The 23,065-nt window shown below is 68.6% G+C and carries 26 protein-coding genes and 1 tRNA gene; 13 read left to right on the top strand and 14 right to left on the bottom strand.

What is annotated here, in order from left to right; translation table 11 throughout:
• Positions 1-172 precede the first annotated feature (172 nt).
• Both DJ75_RS13815 and DJ75_RS13810 read left to right on the top strand, forming a co-directional pair.
• Positions 173-790, top strand: a complete 618-nt coding sequence (locus tag DJ75_RS13815) for a TetR/AcrR family transcriptional regulator (protein ID WP_094525023.1) — start codon at positions 173-175, stop codon at positions 788-790.
• Positions 791-1,149: 359 nt separating this feature from the next.
• The gene (locus DJ75_RS13810; protein WP_094525022.1) at positions 1,150-1,740 is read left to right on the top strand and encodes a 50S ribosomal protein L15e; all 591 of its coding nucleotides are present in this window, start codon (positions 1,150-1,152) and stop codon (positions 1,738-1,740) included.
• 223 nt (positions 1,741-1,963) lie between these two features.
• Here DJ75_RS13810 and thsB read toward each other — a convergent pair whose 3' ends face one another.
• The 5 genes from thsB to DJ75_RS13790 form a co-directional block, all read right to left on the bottom strand.
• On the bottom strand, positions 1,964-3,610 hold the full coding sequence (gene thsB / locus DJ75_RS13805; protein WP_094525034.1) for a thermosome subunit beta: 1,647 nt from the start codon (positions 3,608-3,610) through the stop codon (positions 1,964-1,966).
• Positions 3,611-3,992: 382 nt separating this feature from the next.
• The gene (locus DJ75_RS18730; RefSeq protein WP_170938361.1) at positions 3,993-4,157 is read right to left on the bottom strand and encodes a hypothetical protein; all 165 of its coding nucleotides are present in this window, start codon (positions 4,155-4,157) and stop codon (positions 3,993-3,995) included.
• A gap of 200 nt (positions 4,158-4,357) precedes the next feature.
• Positions 4,358-4,439 (bottom strand) — tRNA-Ser (locus DJ75_RS13800).
• 27 nt (positions 4,440-4,466) lie between these two features.
• Positions 4,467-4,766, bottom strand: coding sequence for a hypothetical protein (locus tag DJ75_RS13795; protein WP_094525021.1), 300 nt, complete (start codon positions 4,764-4,766; stop codon positions 4,467-4,469).
• Positions 4,767-5,147 (bottom strand): Rid family detoxifying hydrolase, encoded by a 381-nt coding sequence (locus DJ75_RS13790; RefSeq protein WP_094525020.1) that lies wholly within the window; start codon positions 5,145-5,147, stop codon positions 4,767-4,769.
• A gap of 169 nt (positions 5,148-5,316) precedes the next feature.
• On the opposite strand from DJ75_RS13790, the gene DJ75_RS13785 reads away from it, so the two are divergent.
• Positions 5,317-5,727, top strand: coding sequence for a hypothetical protein (locus tag DJ75_RS13785; protein WP_094525019.1), 411 nt, complete (start codon positions 5,317-5,319; stop codon positions 5,725-5,727).
• Positions 5,728-5,794: 67 nt separating this feature from the next.
• Here the strand turns inward: DJ75_RS13785 and DJ75_RS13780 are convergent, their stop codons facing one another.
• The 3 genes from DJ75_RS13780 to DJ75_RS13770 form a co-directional block, all read right to left on the bottom strand.
• A complete protein-coding gene (locus tag DJ75_RS13780; protein WP_094525018.1) occupies positions 5,795-6,607 on the bottom strand; it encodes a molybdopterin-synthase adenylyltransferase MoeB in 813 nt (270 codons plus the stop codon).
• A gap of 142 nt (positions 6,608-6,749) precedes the next feature.
• Entirely contained in the window at positions 6,750-7,160 is a 411-nt protein-coding gene (locus DJ75_RS13775; protein WP_094525017.1) for a HalOD1 output domain-containing protein, read from the bottom strand.
• Positions 7,144-7,575, bottom strand: coding sequence for a hypothetical protein (locus tag DJ75_RS13770; RefSeq protein WP_094525016.1), 432 nt, complete (start codon positions 7,573-7,575; stop codon positions 7,144-7,146). The genes DJ75_RS13775 and DJ75_RS13770 overlap by 17 nt, the downstream gene beginning before the upstream one ends.
• 224 nt (positions 7,576-7,799) lie before the next feature.
• Here DJ75_RS13770 and DJ75_RS13765 point away from each other — a divergent pair, with 224 nt between their 5' ends.
• Entirely contained in the window at positions 7,800-8,858 is a 1,059-nt protein-coding gene (locus DJ75_RS13765) for an ornithine cyclodeaminase family protein (protein ID WP_094525015.1), read from the top strand.
• A 48-nt stretch (positions 8,859-8,906) separates the two neighbouring features.
• The gene (locus DJ75_RS13760; protein WP_094525014.1) at positions 8,907-9,515 is read left to right on the top strand and encodes a dihydrofolate reductase; all 609 of its coding nucleotides are present in this window, start codon (positions 8,907-8,909) and stop codon (positions 9,513-9,515) included.
• Positions 9,516-9,582: 67 nt separating this feature from the next.
• On the opposite strand, the gene DJ75_RS13755 is transcribed toward DJ75_RS13760, so the two are convergent.
• From DJ75_RS13755 to gatB, 5 genes are all read right to left on the bottom strand, one after another.
• Positions 9,583-10,362, bottom strand: coding sequence for a 23S rRNA (uridine(2552)-2'-O)-methyltransferase (locus DJ75_RS13755; protein WP_094525013.1), 780 nt, complete (start codon positions 10,360-10,362; stop codon positions 9,583-9,585).
• A gap of 134 nt (positions 10,363-10,496) precedes the next feature.
• Complete coding sequence (locus DJ75_RS13750) at positions 10,497-10,940, bottom strand: hypothetical protein (protein ID WP_094525012.1); 444 nt, start codon at positions 10,938-10,940, stop codon at positions 10,497-10,499.
• Positions 10,941-11,020: 80 nt separating this feature from the next.
• On the bottom strand, positions 11,021-11,611 hold the full coding sequence (locus DJ75_RS13745; protein ID WP_321169159.1) for a GNAT family N-acetyltransferase: 591 nt from the start codon (positions 11,609-11,611) through the stop codon (positions 11,021-11,023).
• Positions 11,608-11,856: a ubiquitin-like small modifier protein 2 gene (locus DJ75_RS13740; RefSeq protein WP_094525011.1), complete on the bottom strand. Its 249-nt coding sequence runs from the start codon at positions 11,854-11,856 to the stop codon at positions 11,608-11,610. Before DJ75_RS13740 ends, DJ75_RS13745 begins: the two co-directional genes overlap by 4 nt.
• A 33-nt stretch (positions 11,857-11,889) precedes the next feature.
• A complete protein-coding gene (gene gatB / locus DJ75_RS13735) occupies positions 11,890-13,377 on the bottom strand; it encodes an Asp-tRNA(Asn)/Glu-tRNA(Gln) amidotransferase subunit GatB (RefSeq protein ID WP_094525010.1) in 1,488 nt (495 codons plus the stop codon).
• 613 nt (positions 13,378-13,990) lie between these two features.
• Here gatB and DJ75_RS13730 point away from each other — a divergent pair.
• The 3 genes from DJ75_RS13730 to DJ75_RS13720 all read left to right on the top strand — a co-directional run bounded on the left by DJ75_RS13730 (position 13,991) and on the right by DJ75_RS13720 (position 16,968).
• Positions 13,991-14,686, top strand: a complete 696-nt coding sequence (locus DJ75_RS13730) for a phosphoribosyltransferase (RefSeq protein ID WP_094525009.1) — start codon at positions 13,991-13,993, stop codon at positions 14,684-14,686.
• Positions 14,687-14,695: 9 nt separating this feature from the next.
• A complete protein-coding gene (locus tag DJ75_RS13725; RefSeq protein WP_094525008.1) occupies positions 14,696-15,337 on the top strand; it encodes an HD family hydrolase in 642 nt (213 codons plus the stop codon).
• A gap of 152 nt (positions 15,338-15,489) precedes the next feature.
• Positions 15,490-16,968, top strand: a complete 1,479-nt coding sequence (locus DJ75_RS13720; RefSeq protein WP_094525007.1) for an FAD-dependent oxidoreductase — start codon at positions 15,490-15,492, stop codon at positions 16,966-16,968.
• 45 nt (positions 16,969-17,013) lie between these two features.
• Here the strand turns inward: DJ75_RS13720 and DJ75_RS13715 are convergent, their stop codons facing one another.
• Complete coding sequence (locus DJ75_RS13715) at positions 17,014-18,429, bottom strand: HD domain-containing protein (RefSeq protein ID WP_094525006.1); 1,416 nt, start codon at positions 18,427-18,429, stop codon at positions 17,014-17,016.
• Between the two features lie 110 nt (positions 18,430-18,539).
• On the opposite strand from DJ75_RS13715, the gene DJ75_RS13710 reads away from it, so the two are divergent.
• The 5 genes from DJ75_RS13710 to mtnP all read left to right on the top strand — a co-directional run bounded on the left by DJ75_RS13710 (position 18,540) and on the right by mtnP (position 22,722).
• Positions 18,540-18,749 (top strand): hypothetical protein, encoded by a 210-nt coding sequence (locus DJ75_RS13710; protein ID WP_094525005.1) that lies wholly within the window; start codon positions 18,540-18,542, stop codon positions 18,747-18,749.
• Positions 18,749-19,744 carry a YeiH family protein gene (locus DJ75_RS13705; RefSeq protein WP_094525004.1) on the top strand — a complete coding sequence of 332 codons (996 nt, stop codon included), beginning with the start codon at positions 18,749-18,751 and terminating at the stop codon, positions 19,742-19,744. The genes DJ75_RS13710 and DJ75_RS13705 overlap by 1 nt, the downstream gene beginning before the upstream one ends.
• Positions 19,745-19,905: 161 nt before the next feature.
• Positions 19,906-20,367 carry an SRPBCC family protein gene (locus DJ75_RS13700; RefSeq protein WP_094525003.1) on the top strand — a complete coding sequence of 154 codons (462 nt, stop codon included), beginning with the start codon at positions 19,906-19,908 and terminating at the stop codon, positions 20,365-20,367.
• A 167-nt stretch (positions 20,368-20,534) separates the two neighbouring features.
• The gene (locus DJ75_RS13695; protein ID WP_094525002.1) at positions 20,535-21,791 is read left to right on the top strand and encodes an RNA-guided endonuclease TnpB family protein; all 1,257 of its coding nucleotides are present in this window, start codon (positions 20,535-20,537) and stop codon (positions 21,789-21,791) included.
• 34 nt (positions 21,792-21,825) lie between these two features.
• The gene (mtnP, locus tag DJ75_RS13690; RefSeq protein WP_094525001.1) at positions 21,826-22,722 is read left to right on the top strand and encodes an S-methyl-5'-thioadenosine phosphorylase; all 897 of its coding nucleotides are present in this window, start codon (positions 21,826-21,828) and stop codon (positions 22,720-22,722) included.
• The last annotated feature ends 343 nt before the right edge of the window (positions 22,723-23,065 follow it).

Here is a 23,065-nt window from a genome sequence, read left to right as displayed (position 1 = left end):
GGGGTCACGAGTCCGCTTCGGCCGATCGCGTCGAACCGGGCCGGGCGTCGCAGCCGCGCGTTTCACGTCTGATCGTGAACCTACGAATCAATAACGTCTTTGTTTTTGGATTCGTAGCGACGGACATGAGCGCACATAGATCGGTCGGCGTCCACGGCCACGAGGACGAGCGATGAGCGGGTTCTCCGACGAGGAGCGCGAGCGCATTCGAGCGGAACTCGTGGCGGCGGGCCGAGAGCTGTTCGAGCGCTTCGGATTCGAGCGCACGCGGATCAAGGACGTGACCGAGGCGGTCGACATCGGTACGAGCACGTTCTACCGCTTCTACGACTCCAAGGAGGCGCTGTACGTCGAGGTGCTCGTCGCGGAGCGCGAGGAGTTGGAGGCGTCGATCGCGGAGGCGGTCGCGGCGGTGGACACGCCCCGAGAGGAGGTGCGGGTCCTCCTGAAGACCACGCTCGCGGAGGTGCGGTCGAACCCCCTCATCTCCTCGCTCATCGTCGACGGGGAGCTCCGCGAGCTACAGGACCGGATCGCCGACGCCGAGGGCGAGGATGGGGGGATCGAGTCGGCGGCGTACGACTCGGGGCTGCCGTTCGCCGGCCGATTGGCCGATCTCGACGCGTTCCGATACGACGACCCGCAGCTGATCGACGAGCTGTTCGTCTCGCTCGTGTTCACCGCGCGCTCGCGGAACGCGCCGATCGGCGCCGACAGCGACGCCGCCTACGAGCGCGTCGAGGACGCGCTGATCGAGACGGTCGTCGACGGGCTGTTCGTCGACGCGTGACCCGCTCCGCGTCGGTGAGCGCCCCATTGATCGCTCCGCGTCGGTGAGCGCCCCATCGATCGCTCCGCGTCGGTGAGCGCCCCATCGATCGCTCAGGGTTATGACGACGCGGCCGCGTTCTCGCGTGCCACGCCAACCCACGCGAACGCCGTAGCGAAGCGGTTAAGGGCGAACCGCGGGAAGTACGAGCAACTCGCTGGTGCGGACACAGCGGGCACTCGCCGCCGGGGCCTCGTCGACGTCATCAGACCGCGTCTGATGGGCTGACGAGCGGAGCTCGTCAACGCCGTCGACGCTCCCCGGGACGAGACGAAATGTGGCCGCTTCGCGGCTGAATCGCAACCGTCCGCGGACAACATATGGCACGAAGCTTCTACTCGCACATCAAGGAGGCGTGGCGGTCCCCCAAGGAGGGGAAACTGGCAGAGCTGCAGTGGCAGCGAAAACAGCAGTGGCGCGACGAGGGCGCCATCGAGCGCATCGAGCGCCCCACGCGCCTCGACAAGGCCCGTGAGCTCGGCTACAAGGCCAAGCAGGGCGTGATCGTCGCTCGCGTGAGCGTCCGCAAGGGCGGCTCGCGCAAGCAGCGTCACAAGGCCGGTCGCCGCTCGAAGCGACAGGGCGTCAACCGACTCTCGCGCCGCAAGTCGATCCACCGGATCGCCGAGGAGCGCGCCTCGCGGAAGTACCGCAACCTCCGCGTGCTCAACTCCTACTGGGTCGGCGAGGACGGCTCGCAGAAGTGGCACGAAGTGATCCTCGTGGACCCCGCCCACCCCGCGATCGAGAACGACGACGACCTCGGGTGGATCACCTCGGACGACCACCGCGGGCGCGCCTTCCGCGGGCTCACCTCTGCCGGCACGAAGGGCCGCGGCCAGCGCACGCGCGGCAAGGGCACGGAGAAGACCCGTCCGAGCGTCACCGGCAACGACCGTCAGGGCAAGTAAGCCGACCGCGGTCCCGCCGGATTTTCCCCGTTTATCAGCCGCTTAGTGACAACGCCGCCGCGGCTTGCGCAGTTCTCTGCTCGCAACGCTCGACCGACGAGCGCCGCGGCTCTCCGTGACTGGTTCGTGAAAAAACGAAAACGGGGAAACGCGAGCGTGCGTGTTCGAACGGCGGTACGCGGTCGGAGCGGGTCGCTGGTGGTGTCTTCCTACGGAACCTCGCTTACATCGCACCGCCCATGCCGCCCATGCCGCCCATGCCGCCGGCCGGGGCGCCGCCCTCGTCGTCGTCGCCGCCGGTCGACAGGTCGCCCGCGGAGATGATGTCGTCGATTTTCAGCACGAGGTTCGCGGCCTCCGCGGCGGAGGCGATCGCCTGCTCCTTCGCCTGGCCCGTCTCCACGACGCCGGCCTCGGCGGTGTCCTCGACCTCGCCGGAGAAGACGTTCAGCCCGGCGTGCGCGTCGCCGGCCTCGTGGGCCGCGCGCAGGTCGACGAGGAGGTCGATGGCGTCGAGTCCGGCGTTCTCGGCGAGCACGCGGGGGATGAGCTCCAACGAGTCGGCGAACGCCTCGACCGCGAGCTGCTCGCGGCCGGAGACGGAGTCGGCGTAGTCGCGGAGCCGACGGGCGAGTTCGACCTCGATGGCGCCGCCGCCGGGGAGCGTGCGGCCGTCGGAGACGGTCGTCGCGACCACGTCGATCGCGTCCTCGATGCCGCGCTCGATCTCGTCGACGACGTGTTCGGTCGTGCCGTACAGCAGGAGGGTGACGCCGTGGGCGTCCTCGCCCTCGACGTAGAACAGCCCCTCCTCCTCGTCGCGCTCGATCGAGCCGACCGCGAGGTCCTCCGCGGAGAGCGAGTCGAGGTCGGTGACGATCGGCGCGCCGAGCACGTTCTTGAGGAAGCCCAGGTCGGACTTCTTCGTGCGGCGGATCGCGAGAATGCCCTCCTTCGCGAGGTAGTGCTGTGCGAGGTCGTCGATACCCTTCTGACAGAAGACGACGTCGGCCCCGCTGTCGACGATCTGGTCGACCTTCTCGCGCAGCTGCTTCTCCTCCTGGTCGAGGAACTTCTGGAGCTGGTCGGGAGAGTCGACGTTGACGGAGGTGTCGACGTCGGCCTCCTCGACCTCGATCGGGTCGTTGAGGAGGAGGACGTCGGCCGACTCGAAGTCGGTCGGCATGTCGTCGTGGACGGGGTCCTTGTCGATCACCGCGCCCGAGAGGAGCTCGGACTCGCCGGCCGCGCGGCCGGTGCGGGTCTCGATGTTGAGGTTCGCCAGGTCGACGACGTGGGAGCCGTCGTCGGCCTCGACGGTGACGCCCTGGATCGCGCGGACGACGAGGTCGGCGAGGGTCTCCTTGTCGAGCTCGGCGCCCTTGCCCGTCATCGACGTCTCGGCGACGTTCTTCAGCGTCTCCGTGTCGTCGGGGTCGACCTGCGTGGCGACCTCGTCGACCTGCTCGCGGGCGTACTCGCTCGCGAGGTTGAAGCCCTTGATGACCGCCGTCGGGTGGATGTCCTGTTCGAGGAGGTCCTCGGCGTTCTTGAGCAGCTCGCCGGCGATCGCGACCGCGCTCGTCGTGCCGTCGCCGGCCTCGTCCTCCTGCGTCTCGGCGACCTCGACGATCATCTCGGCGGTCGGGTTGTCGATGTCCATCGTCTGCAGGATGGTGACGCCGTCGTTCGTGATGGTGACGTCGCCCATCGAGTCGACGAGCATCTTGTCCATCCCTTTCGGTCCGAGCGTCGAGCGTACGGACTCGGCGACGCCGCGCGCCGCGGAGATGTTGTACTCCTGTGCGTCCTTGTCCTTGACGCGCTGGGCGTCGTCGCCCATGATGATCATCGGCTGACCCTGCTGCATTCGCTGGCTCATACAGCGTTTGATTGATTGTGATTCTATATAAACCCGTCGTTGAGGAGCGATCGAGCGGAGCCCGGACCGACGGTCCGCGAACCTCGGAAACCGCATGACTCCGGTTCGCTCTCTCGACATTTATGAGGATAGTTAGCACGGATCTTCACCGGAGCACGACCGCTGAACCCGGCTCGTTTATATGTGTCGTCGCTCGTCGCTCGCCGCGATACCGAGGTACGCGACCGACGACACGCGGCTCTCGGCGTCGGGTCGACCTCTGCAGGAAGCGGCGCGGGCGCGTCAACCTCGGAAGGAAGCGGCGTAGACGCGTCGCTCGCGGAGTTCAGTCACGGATGAAAAGCGGGGGGCGGCGTTCGGTCGCGAGCGCTCACCGATCGAACTCGTCCTCGTCGAGGTACTCCGAGTCGACCTCGTCGAGGGACGGTTCCGGCGGTTCCTCGGCGGCGTCCAGCTCGCGTCGGTTGAGGCGGCTCTCCAGCTGTCGGCGCTTGTTCCTCCCTTTCCGCTCGCGACCCGATTTCGTGTCTGGCATCGTCACCCGTGTCAACTATACCCACACATATGAGTCTTTTGTCGAGATACGAGACGGTTCAGCGACGTACGACCGGTCTAGCGACGTCAGAGGACGTTGAGCGACGGAGGGACGAGGACGTTGAGCGACGGAGGGACGAGGACGTTGAGCGACGAAGCGGAGACGGCACGCGTCGCTCGTCGGTTTGCGTCGTCAAGGAACGCCAGGAGAGGGATTTGAACCCCCGATCCCGGAAGGGAACACGCTTTCCAGGCGTGCGCCTTACCACTCGGCCATCCTGGCTCAGTCTGAGGTAATCCGCTGTGACTGTTAAGTCCTTCTCTTCACGCGCTTCGCCCGCAGTCGGTGCTCGGCCGCGTAAGCGATTCCGCCCGACGCGACGGCGACCGCCGCGGCCAACCCGACTATCCCGCCGTATCCGACGGGGAGGTCGCCCGCGACGATCAGGAACCCCTGCGAGAGCACGAGAACGGCGAATCCGCCGACGATACCCCACAGCGCGGCCGATTTCGCTCTGGCGCGCCTCGTCGGCCGTGCGGGGGGCTCCGCCGCGTCTGCTCTCCCTCCGGTCTCGCCGTCCTCGCCGTCCTCGCCGTCCTCGCCGCCCATCTACTCGACGGCGGCGACGGCCTCGATCTCGACGCCGACGCCCTTCGGGAGCGCGCCAGCCTGCACCGCCGACCGCGCCGGCGGCGATTCGTCGAAGTAGCCCGCGTACGCCTCGTTCATCTCGTCGAAGTCGTCGATGTCGTCGAGGAAGACGGTCGTCTTCAGCACGTCCGTCGGCGTCGCGCCCGCCTCGTCGAGCACGGCGACGAGGTTGTCGAGGGCCCGCTCCGTCTGCTCGGCGATCGGCGCGTCGTCGAGCAGGTCGCCGCCGGGCGTCAGCGGTATCTGCCCGGCCGTGAACACGAGCTCGCCGGTCGTCGTCGCTTGGCTGTAGGCTCCGACCGCCTCGGGCGCCGCGTCTGTGTGGACGATCTCCTTCATACGCCCTCCCGTTCGGCGGGCCGCACTAAGAGTACCGGGGACCGGAGCGGACCGCCGCTCGGGACCGGAGCGGATCCCGACGAGAGCGGACGGCCCCTCGGGCGGACCGGGACGGGTCACCCCGCGCTCACCGCTGGTCATATATTCCTCGCCTGCTAACACACGACACATGACGGGAGGTAACCTCCTTCCGGTCGCCGCGGTGTTCGTCGCGGTGCTCGCCGCCAACGTCGCGCTCGCGTGGTTCCTCGCGAGACGGGACTGGGAGCCGCCCGGGGCGCTCGGCTCGACCGGCGACTCGTCGCCGTCGGACGCGGACGCCGAGGGCGACGCGGACGGCGCCCTGGCCGCCGGTCCGGAGTTCGCCGCGGGCGCCGACGCCGGCTCGGCGGCGACCGGAGCCGACCCGAACGGCGATCCGCCGCCGCTCGACGTCGACGGGAAGACCGTCGTCTGCCGGCACTGCGGGGCCGAGAACCGCCCCGACTTCCGCTACTGCCGGTGGTGCGTCCGGTCGGGGTTCGCCGCCGACGGCTCGGGCGCCGCGGGCGGCCCGACGATGACCGAGCGCTCGCTGTGAGCGGCGGTCGGATCGACCCCGCTTCGGCCGGCCGCGTCCACGGATCGCGGCGGGAGCGACGCGACCGCTAGTCCGCGTCCACGCGACAGCCGCCCGAGTAGTCGATCCCGTCGATCGTTTCGATACCGTCGTCGCCGCACACCGGACAGTCCGGATTGCGACGATACGGGACGGTCTCGAAGGTCAGGTCCATCGCGTCGTAAAACAGGAGCCGACCGTCGAGCGTCTCCCCGGCGTCGAGGAGGAGCTTGATCGCCTCGGTCGCTTGGATGCAGCCGACCGTGCCGGGAAGCACGCCGAGCACGCCCGTCGCCGCGCAGTCGGGAACCGTTCCGGGCTCGGGCGCTTCGGGGAACAGGCACCGGTAGCAGGGGCCGTCGGGGACGAGGGTCGTCGCCTGCCCCTCGAACTTGTAGATCGCTCCGTGGACGACGGGGAGCCCCTCGATGCGGGCCGCGTCGTTGACGACGTACCGCGTCCGGAAGTTGTCCGCGCAGTCGACGACGAGGTCGTATCCGGCCAAGAGGTCGTGGACGTTCCCCTCGTCGAGGCGCGTCTCGTGCGTCTCCACGTCGATATCGGGATTGAGTCGGTCGACGTACCGCGCCGCGGAGTCGACCTTCGGCTCGCCCACGTCGGCGTCGCCGTGGATCACCTGTCGCTGGAGGTTCGAGCGCTCGACGACGTCGTCGTCGACGACCCCGAGCGTCCCGACGCCCGCGGCCGCGAGGTACTGGACGACGGGCGCGCCGAGCCCGCCCGCCCCGACCACGAGGGCGCGCCCGTCGAGGAGCCGCTTCTGCCCCTCCGGGCCGACCTCGTCCATGATGACGTGCCTGGAGTACCGATCGAGTTGGTCGGCGTCGAGCGAGAGACTCATGGGTCGATATGGACGGTGAGACCGTATAATCGTGTTCCCGGCCCTCCGCGCCGTTCGCGTCCGCAGTCGTCTGCGATTCCGGAGCCCGTCTCCCCGCAGTCGTCGGCGATTCCGGAGCCCGTCTGACGGGCGGACCGTTCGATCACAGTCCGCCGGCGTCGTCGACCTCCTCCGCGGGCGACGTATTCGGATCCGGGTCCCCCGCCTCGATCCGCTCGTAGACCCGTATCCACCAGTCGCTCCCGACTTCGACGAGGTACTCGGTGTAGCGGAACTCGACGCTTCCCGTCCCTCTTCGGGCGCTCTCACCGGCGTTCAAACCGAGGAACGCCAGTTCGATTTCGGCCGCGTCGACCACCTCGTACAACGGCGGGGATTTCAGGCTGCTCGGAGAGACGTTCCCCGCGTCCGCGATCGCGGAGACGATCGCCGTCGTGAGTCCGTCGTCTCGCTCGGGTTCGTGGCGTCGCTCGACGACTTGACGCCAGCGAGCGCCTCCGTCGGGAAGCGGATCGCCATCACCGGTCGCCGCGGGGTCACCGGTCCCCGTCATCCCTGGAACCGCGACCGTGCGCCCGTCGATCGCCGTCGAGAGCGCTCCCCGTCCCTTCGAGTGCCGCCAGGACTCGGTCGGCGTTCTCGGCGGGCGAAATCGTCTCGCTCGCCTCGTCGAACGCGACGACGTTTTCCTCGACCAACTTGGGGACGTGCGCGTGATAGAGGGCGATGTACACCCGCTCTCGTTGTCGCTCGGTGACCGCGCGTTCGGGGACGTCGTTCTCCCACCCGGCGATCTTCGTCGCCAGATCGGTCAGCGACCGCTCCGCGTCTCCGAGAAGCGAATAACAGACGTATCGACGCCGAGCATGAGTTAACACCTCGTAGACGTGATCTGACTCCAGCATCTGCTGGGGAGAGCATACCTCAGTTACCGGATTCTCGAACCCGGTCTCGACTTCGTCAGTCATCGTCTTTCGAAGGCGCACCGAGGTATTAAAATCCTGTGTCAGCTTAATATATAATATCAGTAGAATGTGCGAATACTTCCTCGATTACGGGTTCCAACGGAACCACTGACGCAGCGTTTCCGGTGGACACCCGACGCATCGCCGCCTGTGGGTCCGACTCCGGGGTCCCCGTCCCCGCCGTCGATTCAACAGGGTTCAAGTACTCCTCTGGCAAAGCTTGCGACATGCAGACGCTGCTTTTGAACGCCGACGACGTCGACGAGAACGCTCGCATGGACCGCGTCATCGACGCGGTGCGCGGCGCGTTCACCGCCTACGAGCGCGGGAACGCGAAGATGCCCGCGAAGTCGTACATCGACCTCCCGGAGTACAACGGCGACTTCCGGTCGATGCCGGCCTACCTCGACGTCAGGACCGAGGACACCGACGAGGAGACCGGCTGGGACGCGGCCGGAATCAAGTGGGTGAACGTCCACACCGACAACCCCGCCGACCACGACCTCCCGACAGTGATGGGGACGATGATCTACTCCGACCCCGAGACGGCGTTCCCGCTGGCGATCCTCGACGGCACGACGCTCACGATGAAGCGAACGGGCGCGGCCGCCGCCGTCGCCACCGACCACCTCGCGGTCCCCGACGCGACCTCGCTCGGGATTGTCGGCGCCGGCGTCCAGTCGTACACCCAACTGGAGGCCATCGCCGAGGTCCGAGACATCCGAGAGGTCGTCGTGAGCGATCTCGACGAGGAGCGCGTCGCTCGCTTCGTCGACGCCTTCGACGACCGGTTCGACGTGCGGGCGGGTTCGATCAGTGAGGCCGGTCACTGCGACGTGCTCTCGACGGTGACGCCCGTCGAGGACCCAGTCGTCGGCGCCGACGACGTCGGCGATCACACCCATATCAACGCGATGGGCGCCGACGCCGCGGGGAAACACGAACTGGCTGACGAGCTCCTGCTGGACGCCACGGTCGTCATCGACGACCACGAGCAGTGCACCCACTCCGGCGAGATCAACGTCCCCTACGCGACGGGGACGCTCACGGACGAGGACATCTACGGCGAGATCGGAGAGATCGTCGTCGGGACCCGCCCCGGTCGGGCGGGGATCGACGCCGGCGGGAGCGCCCCCGGGACGGGCGCCGAGGGCGTCGCGGGCGTCACCGTCTTCGACTCCACCGGCCTCGCGATCCAAGACGTGGCGGCCGCCCGCGTCGTCTACGAGCAGGCCGACGCGGTCGACAACGGCTACCCGTTCGACCTGCTCGGCCTCGCGGAGTAGCCGGGGACGCCCCGACCGCTTTTTACCGCCGCCGCCCCTACCGATCCCGTGCAACTCGTCAGCGTCGCCGCGCTCGCGGAGAACCGGGTGATCGGGAACGACGGCGGCGTCCCGTGGCCGGATCTCCCCGAGGACATCCGCCAGTATCGCGAACGCGTCGCCGGCTCGCCGGTCATTTTAGGTCGACGGACCTTCGATTCCATGCGCGGTGACCTCCCCGGACGCCGACAGATAGTCGTGAGCCGCAGCGTCGACGCGGTGGACGTGCCGACCGCGGTGGTCGCCGACGGCGTCGACGAGGCGATCTCGCTCGCCCGCGAGCTCGTCGGCGAGCGGGCCGGCCTCGGAGCGGCGGACGGCGTCGCCGGCGGAACGGACGCCGCCGTCGCCGGCGAGACGTCGCCCGCCGGAACGGGCCCGGCCGACGACGTTCCGTACGCCGACCCGAACGCCCCCGTCTACGTCCTCGGCGGCGGGGCCATCTACGAGCTGTTCCAGCCGCACGTCGATCGGATGGCCCTCAGCCACATCGACGGCGCCTACGAGGGCGACACTCGGTTCCCCGCGTGGGACGAGACGGAGTGGCGCGTGGCGGACGAGACCGACTACGAGGGGTTCACCCTCCGCGAGTGGGCCCGGCGCCCGGACGCCTCCTGAGCGATACGTCGCCGACCGGCCGAAAAGCGGGCCGCTACTCGTCGCCGACCGGCGGAAAAGAGGGCCGCTACTCGCCGTCGTCGACGCGCTCGGCGAAGCCGAACCGGGGCTTCGCCTCGTCGATGACGACAGTCAGCGTCTCGCCGACCCCGGCGCCGGGGACGAAGACGGAGTACCCCTCGACGTACGCGATCCCGTCGCCCTCGTCGCCGAGCTCCTCGATCGTCACCTCCAGCCGGTCGCCCGCCTCGACGGGAGCGGTGTTGAGCCCCTTGGCGACGAGGTACACCTCCGAGGAGGAGTCCCGGGAGGCGGGCGGTGAGACGGTCCGGAGGTACTCGAACTCTGCGCGGACGTCCTCGCGGAAGGCGTCGAGGTCTTCTCCCTGGAAAGCCTTCACCACGAAGTCGCCGCCGGGCGCGAGCAGCTCCTCGGCCACGTCGAACGCCTGCCGCGCGAGGTGGATGGACCGGGCGTGGTCGAGGGAGTACTCGCCGGTCATGTTCGGCGCCATGTCCGAGAGCACCACGTCCGCGCCGCCCTCGCTGACCGCCTCGCGGAGGTAGTGACGGGTGCGTTCCTCCGTCATGTCGCCGCGGATCGTCTCCACGTCGTGCTCCTCGAGGTCGTCGATGCGCTGGAGGTCGACGCCGACGACGGTCCCCGACTCGCCGACCTCCTCGGCGGCGACCTGGAGCCACCCGCCCGGGGCGGCCCCGAGGTCGACGACGGTGTCGCCGCGCTCGAAGAGGTCCGACTTCTCATCGAGCTGTTTCAGCTTGTAGGAGGCCCGGCTCCGGTACCCCTGCTGTTTCGACCGGTTGTAGTACTCGTCTTTTCCGCTCATACGTCTCCCACCACGGATCGCGGTCGGGCGTTCGTCGAAACCGCGGGCGAATCGGCGTTCATACCCGGAACGAGGAGGTCGACCCGGAAATGGACATCGGATGCGAGCTCTCCCCGATCGGACGCGGGCTCCGGCTACTCGTCCGAGCGCCGTACCCGCGCTATCACTCGTTTGATCCGCGACGCGACCGCGGCCAGCGGTCCCCGCCCCGTCGACTCTGCCGCCGTCGCGGACTCCGACTCGGACTCGCGGTCGGGCTCCGATCGGTTCGCGACGATCGTCTCGTAGTTGTCGATCACCTGCTGTCGCTGTCGGTCCTTCGACTCGACGGTTCGTTCGAGCGCTTCGACCTCCGCTTCGAGCGCCTCCATCTCGGCCCTGAGCGCGTCCACCTGCTCGTCGAGCGCTTCGCGTTCGGCCGCGAGCGCGGCGACGCGGACGCGGTGGTGGTAGCCGGGACGGCGGTCGCTCGCCGAGCCCACCGACGCGGTTACTCGAAGCCGCGGACCGTCCTCGGAGTCCGCCGTCTCGACGTCGGTACCACCGGACGTCTCGGATGAGCCGGATGTAGAGGGCATTCTTGAGTGAGATATGTGTACACATACCACGTAGAAAAAGGTCAGTCAGCCGGGAGTCGGACGCGCCGCTTGCGGGCGGTTCACGACCGGTCGCGCCCGTTCACCGGCACCCGTCCCGCGAGGCGGTCCGAACCCCGGCCCGTGGCGTCGGTAGCGGCGTCGACGGGCCGGACGGCGAATCCGAGTCCCTCGTAGAACCCCCGGAGACCGGGGTCGAACGCCGCGGAGACGACCGAGACACCGGCGTCGCGCTCGGCGCGCCGGACCGCCGCGGCGACGAGCGCGGAGCCGACCCCGCGACCGCGACGCGCCCGCCTGACGGCCACGGCGTCGACGCGGAGTCGCTCCGGTTCGGGTCGCGTCGCGACCAGCGCGCCGACGACCGCGCCCGTCCGTTCGAATCGGGCGACGAGCGCGTCGCCGGCGTCGATCGCGGCGTCGACGACTTCGGGGTCCGTCTCCAGCATGGCGGCGTCGAGCACGCGGAGGACGTCGAGCCGGTCGTCGGGGTCGGCGGATTCGACCGCGAACCCGCCGGGGGCTGTCGCCGCGGTGTCGCCGGCGCCGTCCGCGTCGTCTGCACCTTCCGCGCCGTCCGCGTCGTCTGCACCGTCCGCGCCGTCTGCGTCGTCTGCACCGTCCGCGCCGTCCGCGTCTCGCTCCCCGCTCACGCGCCGTCGTTCGCCGCGGTCCGGTCCCTCGCGTCGCCGTCCGTCGCGCCTCCCTTTATCAGTCGGAGCAGCCGGACCTCCTCGGCGTCGACGACGCGGTCGCCGGGGACCGGCGAGCCGTCGACGAGGGCCGACGCCTCCTGCGGGTGGTATCCCGCCTCGCGGATGAGGTCCGCGTAGGTCGCGTCGGCGTCGAGGTCGACCTCGCGGGTCCCCTCGCCGACGACATCGACGGCGACGTTCATCGGCGGAGCGCCTCGTCGGTGGTACGCATTCGGTTACCCGTCAAGCCGCTCGCGGAGCAGCCCGTTCACCTGTCCGGGGTCGGCGCTGCCGCCCGTCGCCTGCATCACCTGACCGACGAGGAAGTTGATCGCGCCCTCGTCGCCGTCGTGGTAGTCGGCGACTGCGTCCGGGTTGTCGTCGATCGCGGCGTCGACGGCGGCCTCGACCTCGCCGGAGTCGGCCACGCCGAGCCCCTCGCGCTCGATGACCGTTTCGGGGTCCTCGCCCGCGTCGAGCATCTCGCGTAAGACGACCTCCTCGGCGTTCTTGACGGTGAGCTCCTCGGCGTCGACCAGCTCGATCAGGCGCGTGAACTCGTCGAGTCGGTCCTCGACGTCCGTGATCGCCATCTCTCGGTAGTTGAGCTCGCCGAGCAGGTTGTCGGCGACCCAGGTCGCGGCGAGGTCGGGGTCGAACGACTCGGCGACGTCCTCGAAGAAGTCCGCGACCGCCTTCGTCGAGGTGAGCTTCGAGGCGGACTCGCGGTCGAGCCCGTACTCCTCGCGGAAGCGCTCCCGCCGGGCGTCCGGCAGCTCGGGGATCGGGATCTGCTCCTTCCAGTCCGACACCTCCAGCGCCGGGAGGTCGGCCTCCCGGAAGTAGCGGTAGTCCTTCTCGGCCTCCTTCGAGCGCATCGAGACGGTGACGCCGCGCGACTCGTCCCAGTGGCGCGTCTCCTGTTCGATCTCGCGGCCGCGACGGAGCACGTTCTCCTGTCGGGTGACCTCGTACGCGAGCGCCTGCTCGGCGCCCTTGTGGCTGGAGATGTTCTTCACCTCCGCGCGGTTCACGTCCGCGAGGGCGTCGTCGGTGATCGCCCCGTCGTCGGCGACCCGGTCCGCCGGGACGAGCGAGACGTTGGCGTCGACGCGCAGGCTCCCGTCGCGGGTCGGGTCGAAGACGCCGAGATATTCGAGGACCTCCTCCAGCTTCGCCAGGAACGCTCGGGTCTCCGCCGGCGACCGGAAGTCGGGCTCCGTGACGATCTCCATCAGGGGCGTCCCGGCGCGGTTGTAGTTCACGAGCGTGTGCGTCGCCGACTCGATGGAGCCGCCGGCGTGCTGGAGGCTCCCGGGGTCCTCCTCGAGGTGCGCGCGGGTGATCCCGACGGTCCGCGGTTCGCCGTCGACGCGGACCTCGAGCTCGCCGGACTGGCAGATCGGGGCGTCGTACTGGGTGAGCTGGAAGTTCTTCGGCAGGTCGGGGTAGTAGTAGTTCTTCCGGTGGAACGTCGTCGTCTCGGGGATGTCGGCGTCGATCGCCTTCCCCACCTTCACCGCGGCCTCGACGGCGGCCTCGTTCAGGACCGGCAGCGCGCCCGGGAGCCCGAGGCAGGTCGGGCACGTGCGCGTGTTCGGTTCCTCCTCGTCTCCGGGCTCCGTCGAACAGCCGCAGAAGATCTTCGTGTCGGTCTCGAGCTGGACGTGGACCTCCAGCCCGATCACGACCGTCCGCTCCTCCGTCGCGGCCTGAGTGCTCATTACCGACCCGTTGCGGGCGGGCCACCTAAATCGTGTCGGGACCGATACGTCGTGTATTACCGCCGGAGTTGGGTGGATTCCGGCGTTCGTGGCCCCTTTCTCTCCGTCGTTCCCGTCGGTGGTGCGGAGAACACCTCCAAAGCTCCGGTCGCACGGTTATAAATCGTTGATTACGGACCGACGGAGAACACCTCCAAAGCCCCAGCCGGGAGGCGGGCGCACGCTCGCTGTGCTCCTCACTCGGTCGCTCACTTCGTTCGCTCCCTCGTTGCGGTGCTTGCGTCGCCTGCGCCCGCCTCCCGGCTGCCCCTTTGAGTCCCGCCCGCCTGCACCGCGACCGTACCTCACGCCTCCCCAGCCTCGTCGCTCGGTCGGGGCTCCCGCCGGTCGCCCGCTCCCTCGCGACTCCAGCGAGAATCGGAGATTCTCCGGCAGCCGGCCCGGAGCGCCGGCGACCTCGCGCGTGCTCCTCGCGGCCGCCGAGGGCGGCCACTCGGAGGCACGCGCCACCGCAGCGTTTTCCGAGTGAACCGCGCCGAAGTGCTCGCCTCGCTCTCCCCCGCCGGGACCGTTGCTAAACCCTTATGAGCGCGCGGGTGGGAGGAACGGCCGTATGAGCGACCTCCCGGACGACTTCGACTGCACCCTCACCAACTGGGAGTACATCTACGGGCTCTGCCGCAACGTCTCGAACGCGGTGAAACGGGCCGACTTCGAGCCGGACATGGTCGTCGCGCTCGCTCGCGGGGGCTGGTTCGCGGGGCGGTGCGTCTGCGACTTCCTCGGGCTCAACGACCTCACGAGCCTCAAGATGGAGCACTACGTCGGCGCGGCGGAGAAGACCGACGAGCCCCAGATCCGCTACCCCATGCCGGAGGGGAGCGTCGACGGGAAGAACGTCCTGATCATCGACGACATCGCGGACACCGGCGGCTCGATCCGCCGCGCCGAGGAGTACGTCGAGGACCGCGACGCCGCCGAGATCCGCACCGCGACGCTCCAGCTGCTCGGCACCTCCGAGTTCCAGCCTGACTTCGTCGGCGAGCGGCTCGAACAGTGGACGTGGGTCGTCTACCCGTGGAACTTCCTTGAGGACATGATCGACCTCACCGAGGGCGCGATGGAGCGTGCCGACCGGGATACCTTCGACCGCGAGGACGTCCGCCACTACTTGGAGGAGTACCACAGCATCGGCCGCATCGAGATGGAGGTCGCCCAGCCCGGCCGCCTCGACGAGGTGCTCGACGAGATGGTCCGCCGCGACGTGGCCGCGTCCGCCGGCGACGACGCCTGGACGCTCGCCGAGTAACCCCCCGCGATGGCCGGAGACGACCCGGAATCGGACGCTGAGCCCGCTATCGACGCCCTCCTCGACGCCTACGCGCTCAAGGACGAGCGGCGCACGGGCTGGCAGCTCCGCGGCGTCGGCGATCCCGATTCGGTGGCCGCGCACGCGTGGGGCGTCGCCTACCTCGTCTTGGCGCTCGGCGACCGATTCCGCGAGGATCTCCCCGGGCTCGACCTCGACCGCGCGCTCCGGCTCGCCGTGGTCCACGACGTCGCCGAGGCCGAGACGGGCGACGTCGCGACCCGGGCCGACTCGACCGCTGACTCGGCGGATCCCGCGGCCAAGGAGGCCGCCGAGCGCAAGGCGATGGCCGACCTCGCCGGACCGCTCCCCGACCGCGTCCGCGACGCGTGGGAGTCGTACGAGGCCCGCGACTCGCCGGAGGCGATACTGGCGAAGGAGTGCGACCTCCTCGACGTCTGCCTGCAGGCGGTGATCTACGAGCGCGGCGACCGGTACGACCCCGCCGACGGCGAGCCGGACGCGTTCCGCGAGTACGACGACCTCGACGAGTTCTTCGCGACGACAGAGCCCCGCCTGCGGACCGATACCGGCCGGGCGCTGTTCGCCCGGCTCCGGAATCGATACCGAACAGCTCGCGACGAGGGATAGCCCGACGGTCGCCCTCCGGGGGCGCCCGAGCTGTTCGACGTTCGTCGAACCTCTAAAACGACGACTGTAGGCCCTCTGCCGGCGGATTAGCGCCGAGAATAGCAAGAACGTTAACGGCCGAGTCCGTCTCGGGGAGTGAGCTTTCATCACGCATGTCCGAACACACTGACCTGGTCATCGTCGGCGGCGGTATCAGCGGGGCGTCGCTCTTATACGCGGTCGCGAAGTTCACCGACGTCGACGACGTCACGCTGGTCGAGAAGGAGCGCGAGATCGCGGCGGTGAACTCCCACCGCACGAACAACTCACAGACCCTCCACTTCGGGGACATCGAGACGAACTACACCTTAGAGAAGGCCGAGGAGGTCAAGGAGGGCGCGGAGCTGCTCGCCGGCTACCTCGAGGGGACCGACCCCGACCGCGAGATGCACAGCAAGCGGAGCAAGATGGTGCTCGGCGTCGGCGACGAGGAGGCCGAGAAGCTGGAGGAGCGCTACCACGAGAACGGGTTCGGCGACCTCTTCCCGAAGCTCCGCGAGATCGGCCGCGAGGAGATCGCGGAGCTGGAGCCGAAGGTCGTCGAGGGCCGCGACCCGGACACCCGGCTCACGGCGCTCCAGACCCCCGACGGCTACGTCGTCGACTACGGCGCGGTCGCGAAGTCGTTCGTCGAGAACGCCCGCGCAGAGGACGGCGTCTCCGTCCACCTCGGCACCGCGGTCGAGAGCGTCGACGAGGGCCGCGACGGGTTCGCCGTCGAGACCGACGACGGCGACTTCGAGGCCGACGCGGTCGTCGTCGCCGCCGGCTCCCACAGCCTCCAGTTCGCCAAGGAGATGGGATACGGCGAGGACATGTCGCTGCTGCCGGTCGCGGGGAGCTTCTTCCTCGCCGACGACCTGTTGAACGGGAAGGTGTACACGCTCCAGATGAAGAAGCTCCCGTTCGCGGCGGTCCACGGCGACGCCGACGTCCACGACGACGGCGTCACTCGGTTCGGCCCGACGGCGAAGCTCGTCCCCGCGCTCGAGCGCGGCGAGCTCTCCACCGTGAGCGACTTCGCCGACGTGTTCGGCTTCTCGCCCGCGTCGGTCCTGAGCTACGTCGACATCCTCTCGGACCGCATCCTGTTCCCCTACGTCGTGCGCAACCTCGTGTACGACATCCCCGAGATCGGCAAGCGCGCGTTCCTGCCGGACGTTCAGAAGGTCGTGCCGAGCGTCGACGCCGACGACATCGAGCGCGCAAAGGGATACGGCGGCGTGCGCCCCCAGATCGTCGACACGGAGAACAGAGAGCTCGACATGGGCGAGGCGAAGATCACCGGCGACGGCGTCCTGTTCAACATCACCCCCTCGCCCGGCGCCTCGACCGCGCTGAAGAACGCGATGACCGACGTGCAGACGGTCCTCGACTTCTTCGACGCCGACCACGAGTTCGACGAGGCGGCGTTCCGCGAGGCGACGATCGAGCACTTCCCGCGCGTCGACGACGAGGACGCAGAGGCCGACGACGCCGCGGAGGCCGAGGGCGACGCCGCGGAGGCCGAGGGCGACGACGCTCCCGAGGACGACGACGCTCCCGAGGACGACGACGCCGACGACCGCGTCCCCGCCGAAGCCGACGACTGACGCGAGCACCGACGGGTTCCGCCCCGGACCCCCTCGTCGCTCCGGCTACGCGTGCTTCCGCTCCTCGACCTCCCGCTCGAACGCCTCCCTGAGCACGCGGATCGCCCGCCGCTTCGTCCCGTCGGGGACGAACACGAAGGGGATGGGCACGTCGAACGCGCGGTCGCCGTACAGCCCCCAGTCGCCGACCGACCGGGTCGTTCCGCCGTAGGCGATGGGGATGTCCTCCAGCTCGTCGGGGTCGTACGCGGGCACGTACGAGCGGTCGACCCACACCTCGTGGACCGGGACGTCGAGCGCGTCGGCGAGGAGCCGCTCCAGCCGGTCGTCGCCCTCGGTGAGCCACGCCGTGAACGCGTCGAGACCGGCGCCGGCCTCACCCGTGAGGTCCCCGCCGATCCGGTCGGCGAGTGCGATCCGGTGTTTCCAACAGGTGGCCGGGAAGCGCCGCCCGCGGAACCGGTCGTACATCGACGCGAGCGTCGAATCGGGGTGTTCGCGGGCGGCGGTCCGAAGGCGTTCGAGCACGGCGTTGTCGTCCAACTCCCGCGAGAGGACCCCGTCGACGGTCACCGGGCTCTCGCCGGTCACGCGCTCGTACTCGCCGAGCAGCTCTTGGAGGAGCCGGTTCGCGTAGACGGCCTTGTGATGCTGTGTGACCCACATGTACAGCGCGATCCGGCCCTCGAGGTAGTTACCGATCGTCGAGAGCGCCTTCTCGGTGAGCGCGAGCCCCTCCTCGGGGTGGGCCGTGTAGGCGTCGACCATCCGGTCGACGTCGAAGCTCAACACGCCCGCGCCGGTCATGCGGTTGTCGCGGGTGATGTAGTCGAGCCGGTCGACGTCGATGGGGGAGTGCAGCAGCTGCGCGCCGACGCCGTACTGCCAGGGCGCGCCGCGCTCGTACGCGAGGCTGTAGCCGAGGACGTACGCGCACACCTCGACGGGGTCGACGTCGAACGAGCGCAGCGCGTCCCCGTACTCCTCGATTATGAGGACGCAGCCGAGCAGCTCGTGCGGGCTCGCCGACCGGAGCGGCGCGCCGCCGACGCCGGCCCGGTCGAAGGCGTCCACCAGGCCGACGGCGGCGACCCGATCGCGGAGGACGCCCTCGTCGAGGAACCCCTCCGAGAGGTGCGAGAAGGGCGGATGGCCGACGTCGTGGAGCAGGCAGGCGCACTCCAGCGTGCGTTGGATCTCCTCCAGCTCGTCGGTCGTCGCGCCCTGCGCGAAGTACGACTGCCTGCGGAGGTTCTCGAACACGGTGCGGCCGAGGTGGTAGACGCCGAGCGAGTGCTCGAACCGCGTGTGGTTCGCTCCGGGGTAGACGAGGTGCGTCGCCGAGAGCTGGCGGACGTACCGCAGCCGCTGGAACGGCCGGGTGTCGAGGACGCCGTCGACGAGCGCGTCCGGCAGCTCAACGTAGCCGTGCACCGGGTCCTTGATCTGCGTGGTCGACATCCGAACGTCCGTGAAACGACCGCCCGGAACCTGCCTCTTTCGGTCCCGGGTCGAGCGCGTGCCCTGCCCGAGTCCGTCCTTATAAATACCGAGCGCGCCGACCCGCGGGCATGGCACGGGACGCCGCCGACGGACCGCGGACCGCCGGCGATAGCACGGGCGACGCCGGGAACGGAGCGGCCGACGCCGACGGCGCTCCCGGAACCGGATCGCCGATCGTCGACCGGTGGGTCGCGCTCGACCGGGGGTGGCAGGCGCTCGCGCTCGGGCTGGGGATCGTCGCCGCTCACGTCGCGGGACAGGCCGCGGGCGTCTTCTGATGCGCGTCGTCGACGCCGCTCGGCCGTTCGTCCCCGGTCTCGCGCTGCTGGCCGCCGGAGCGCTCCTCGCGCACCTCATCGCCGGCGCGGTCGACGGGCTCCAGCCGCTCGTCGTCGCGGTCGCGCTCGGCGCGCTCATCGGCAACGCGGTCGGGACGCCCGACCTCGCGAAACCGGGCGTCGGCGTCGACAAGCTGTTCTTGGAGACCGGGATCGTCCTGCTCGGCGCCGCGGTCGTCGTCGAGGAGTTCCTCGCCGCGGGACCGACCGTGCTCGGCCTGGTCGTCGTCGCGGTCGGCGGCGGGCTCCTCCTCGCCGAGCTGATCGCACGCGTGCTCTTCCGACTCGACGGGACCACGCCCTCGCTGCTGGCGGCGGGCGCGAGCATCTGCGGGGTCTCCGCGGTCGTCGCGATCGGGCGCGTGCTCGACGCGCGCGGCGCCGCCATCACGTTCGCGGCGGCGACCGTGCTCCTCTTCGACGCCGTCACGCTCGTCGCGTTCCCGATCGCCGGCGAGTGGCTCGGGCTCACCGGCCGCCAGTTCGGCGTCTGGGCCGGCGTGAGCATGTTCTCGACCGGCCCCGTCGCGGCCGCGGGGTTCGCCCACTCGCCGGAGGCGGGCCAGTGGGCGACCGTGACGAAGCTCGCGCGCAACTCCCTGTTGGGGGGCGTCGCCGTCGCCTACTCGCTGGCGTACACGGCGCGGTCGGCGACCGACCCGGGCGTCCGACGGCTGTGGGCGGAGTTCCCGAAGTTCCTCCTCGGCTTCCTCGCGGTCGCCGCGATCGCGAACAGCGGGCTCCTCTCGCCGGCCGTGCTGGAGTCGATCGGGCGCGTGTCGGACGCGCTGTTCACGCTGGCGTTCGTCGGCCTCGGGCTCTCGATCCGGCTCCGCGAGATGCGCGAGGTCGGCGGCGCCGCCGTCGGCGCCGTCCTCGTCCACCTGCTCGTCGTGAGCGCGCTCGCGCTGGCGGCGGTGCGGTGGCTGCTTTGAGCTTCGTCTCGGGCGTTCTCAGCGAGCAGACGGTCTCTAAGCGGTGAACGCCCATTTAATATCTCAGCGCCCCTATATAATTGAGTCAACCGAGGCGACCGCTCCGAGACCCGTTCCGGCGGCGTACCGCACCGTTCGGTTCGACCACCGAGTTGAGTAATATGACAACATTCGAGTACGAGATCGAGATCGCAGCGCCCGTCGAACGCGTCTTCGCGTTCGACAGCGCCCCCGAGAACTGGCCGCGAACGATGGCCGGCCTGCGCGATTTCGAGGTGCTGAGCGAGACCGAGACCGGGGCTGAGATGCGCACGACGTACAAGCTGCTCGGGATCGCGACGGAGATGGAGCTGGAGCTGACCGTCGTCGAGCCGAACGCGGAGATCGCGGTCGCGATCGACAGCGACGGGATGCGCGGCGAAACTCGTAATCGCTACGTCGCGAGCGGCGACGGGACCCGGATCCTCCATCGGACGGAGTACGAGATGGGCGACTCGCTGCGTGACCGCCTCTTGGAGCCGGTCGCGAGGCGGTACAACGAACGCCAGCTCAGGGCCCACCTGGAGAACACGCGGGACCTCATCGAGGCCGAGATCGAAGCGGAGACGGCGACGCCGGCCTGAGTCGGTTCGCTCTTTATAACACACCGCGGTCCGCGTTCACAGAGACACAAGGAGGAAGCCCACGGCTTTAGCCGTGGGAGGAATCCGACAATAGATAACTAATCCACCGACTACAGTATGCCGACTCCCAAATCTATATAATAGGACTGTTCGTATGTGAAGTTGCGATGGAGGTCAAACGAACCGTCCCAGTCAAACTCAACGTACCCGACGACCGGCGGGGCGACCTCCATCAGACCATCGACCAGTTCAACCACGCCTGCAATTATACCGTCGAACACGGACGAAACGGTGACGGGTATCTCATCCTCAACAAGTCGAAGATACACGATGAGGTATACTACGACCTGCGAGACGAGACAGACCTACCCGCAAACCTCTGCGTCCGTGCGTACTCCAAAGCGGTGGAGTCGATGAAGTCCACCGTCGCAGACTGGAAAAAGGGTAACAGCCGACCACTTCCGCGCTTCAACGAGCTATCAGCCGTCTATGACAAGCGGACGCTGACCATCAAGGACAGGTCTGCCACCCTCTCCACCATCAACGGCAGAGTCACCGTGGACTACGTTCTCGGAGACTACCAAAAGTCCTACCTCGATGACGACGACTACGAGAAGCGGATGGGAACGCTCCACTACCGCGAAGACGAGGAGGCGTTCTATCTCCACATCGTCGTCAAAAAAGAGGTCGAAGAACGAGATGGTGACAAGGTTCTAGGCGTGGATTTGAACCTCAAGAACGTCGCCGTGACCAGCACGGGGTCGTTCTACGACGGTGGCGAACTGCTGTGGGGGCAGAATCACTACTTTCGCGTGCGTCGTAGCCTTCAGCACAAAGGCACTCGCTCCGCCAAGCAGGTACTCCGGCGACTGTCGGGGCGAGAAAACCGCTTCGTGCTGAACCGCCTGCACACTATTTCTCGACGCATCGTGGAAGAAGCAGACGCCCACAATTGTTCGTATATTGCCGTCGAACGCCTCACCCACATCCGCGAGCGGATGGACAACCCGAACGACCAAGTGAAGCGCCAGATGCACAACTGGGCGTTCCGCGAACTCCAAGAGATGCTCGCGTACAAAGCCTCCGAGTACGGGATTCGCGTCGAGGACATACCTCCTGCGTTTACGAGTCAGACCTGTTCGCGGTGTGGCCATCAGTCCAGCACGAGCCGCGATAGCAAGACTGGATGGTTCGAATGCAACGAGTGTGGGTACTCGGTTGACGGCGACTACAACGCCTCAAAGAACATCGGTTTAAAGTTGCTAACTTTACCAGAGGGCAAACGCCCCTCTGGGTTGGGCGACGGTCATCTCGCCCTCAAGTCTGGGATGTTGAACGGGAACGGCGATTACACCGCCTACTCCAATTCGGAGGCAGACCGGGAGTCCACGGACAAGCCCACGACTTCAGTCGTGGGTCGATGACTCCTTATAAGTATCGAGCGGTCGGACTCCGGGTATGAGCACCATCGGGTTCATCGGCGGCAGCGGCATCTACGAGGCGCTGCCCCTGAACGACGTGCGCGAGGTGGAGTACGACACCCCCTACGGCGAGCCGAGCGACGCGATCACGATCGGCGAGTTCGCCGACACGGGCACGGAGGTCGCCTTCCTCCCCCGGCACGGCTCCGAGCACGGCGTCTCGCCCACAGACCTCCCGTACCGCGCGAACATGTACGCGCTGAAGCAGGCCGGCGTCACCCACGTCTTCGCGTCGAACGCGGTGGGGAGCCTCAAGGAGGAGCTGGAGCCCGGCACCCTCGTCGTCCCCGACCAGATCTACGACCGGACCAAGCGCCGCGACCTCTCCTTCTACGGCGACGGCGTCGTCGTCCACCAGCCGTTCGCGGACCCGTACAGCCCGGAGCTGGTCGACCACCTCACCGCGGCCGCCGAGTCCGCCGTGGGCGGAGACGGCGGGGACGCCGCCGACGAGGACGGCGGCACGACGGTCGTGAAGGGCGGCACCTACGTCTGTATCGAGGGGCCGCAGTACTCCACGCGCGCGGAGTCGGAGTTCTACAAGTCGCAGGGGTGGGACCTCGTCGGCATGACCGCGATCCCGGAGGCGAAGCTCGCCCGCGAGGCGGAGATCGCCTACGCGACGATCGCCGGCGTCACCGACTACGACGTCTGGAAGGAAGCCAGCGAGGTGACGCTCGAAGAGGTCCTCGAGAACGCCGAGAAGAACCAGGAGGCGATCAAGGCCGCCGTCGAGGAGGCCGTTCGGACGCTCCCGGACGACCTGGAGTGCGACGCTCACACCTCCCTCGAAGGCACCGTCAACACGCCGACCGAGGCGATCCCGGAAGACACTCGTGAGCGCGTCGAGCCGCTGCTCGGCGACTATTTATAAACAACTCTGCGGTGCGGTGGCGCGTGCCTGCGAGCGCCCTCCGGGCGCGAGTCAGCACGCGCGAGGGACGCGGCGACCGAAGGGAGCCGCGAGGCTGGGGAGGCGTGAGGTGCTGTGCGGGTGCGGTGCGGGGTAGGACTCAAAGGGGCAGTCGCGAGGACGAAGACGGGCGACGTAAGGACCGCAGGAGCGAACGAAGTGAGCGACGAGGACCGCAGCGAGCCCATCGAGTCCTCGCGACTGGGGCTTTGGAAGCGTTCACCGCAGAGTCATCGTTTACGTCCAGCCGAGCGGCTGGGGCTTTGGAAGCGTTCACCGCCGAGTCATCGTTTACGTCCAGCCG

The sequence above is a fragment of the Halorubrum sp. Eb13 genome (genome assembly GCF_002252895.1).
In the GTDB taxonomy this organism is placed as follows: Archaea; Halobacteriota; Halobacteria; order Halobacteriales; family Haloferacaceae; genus Halorubrum.
This window is presented reverse-complemented; position numbering and strand designations above follow the sequence as displayed.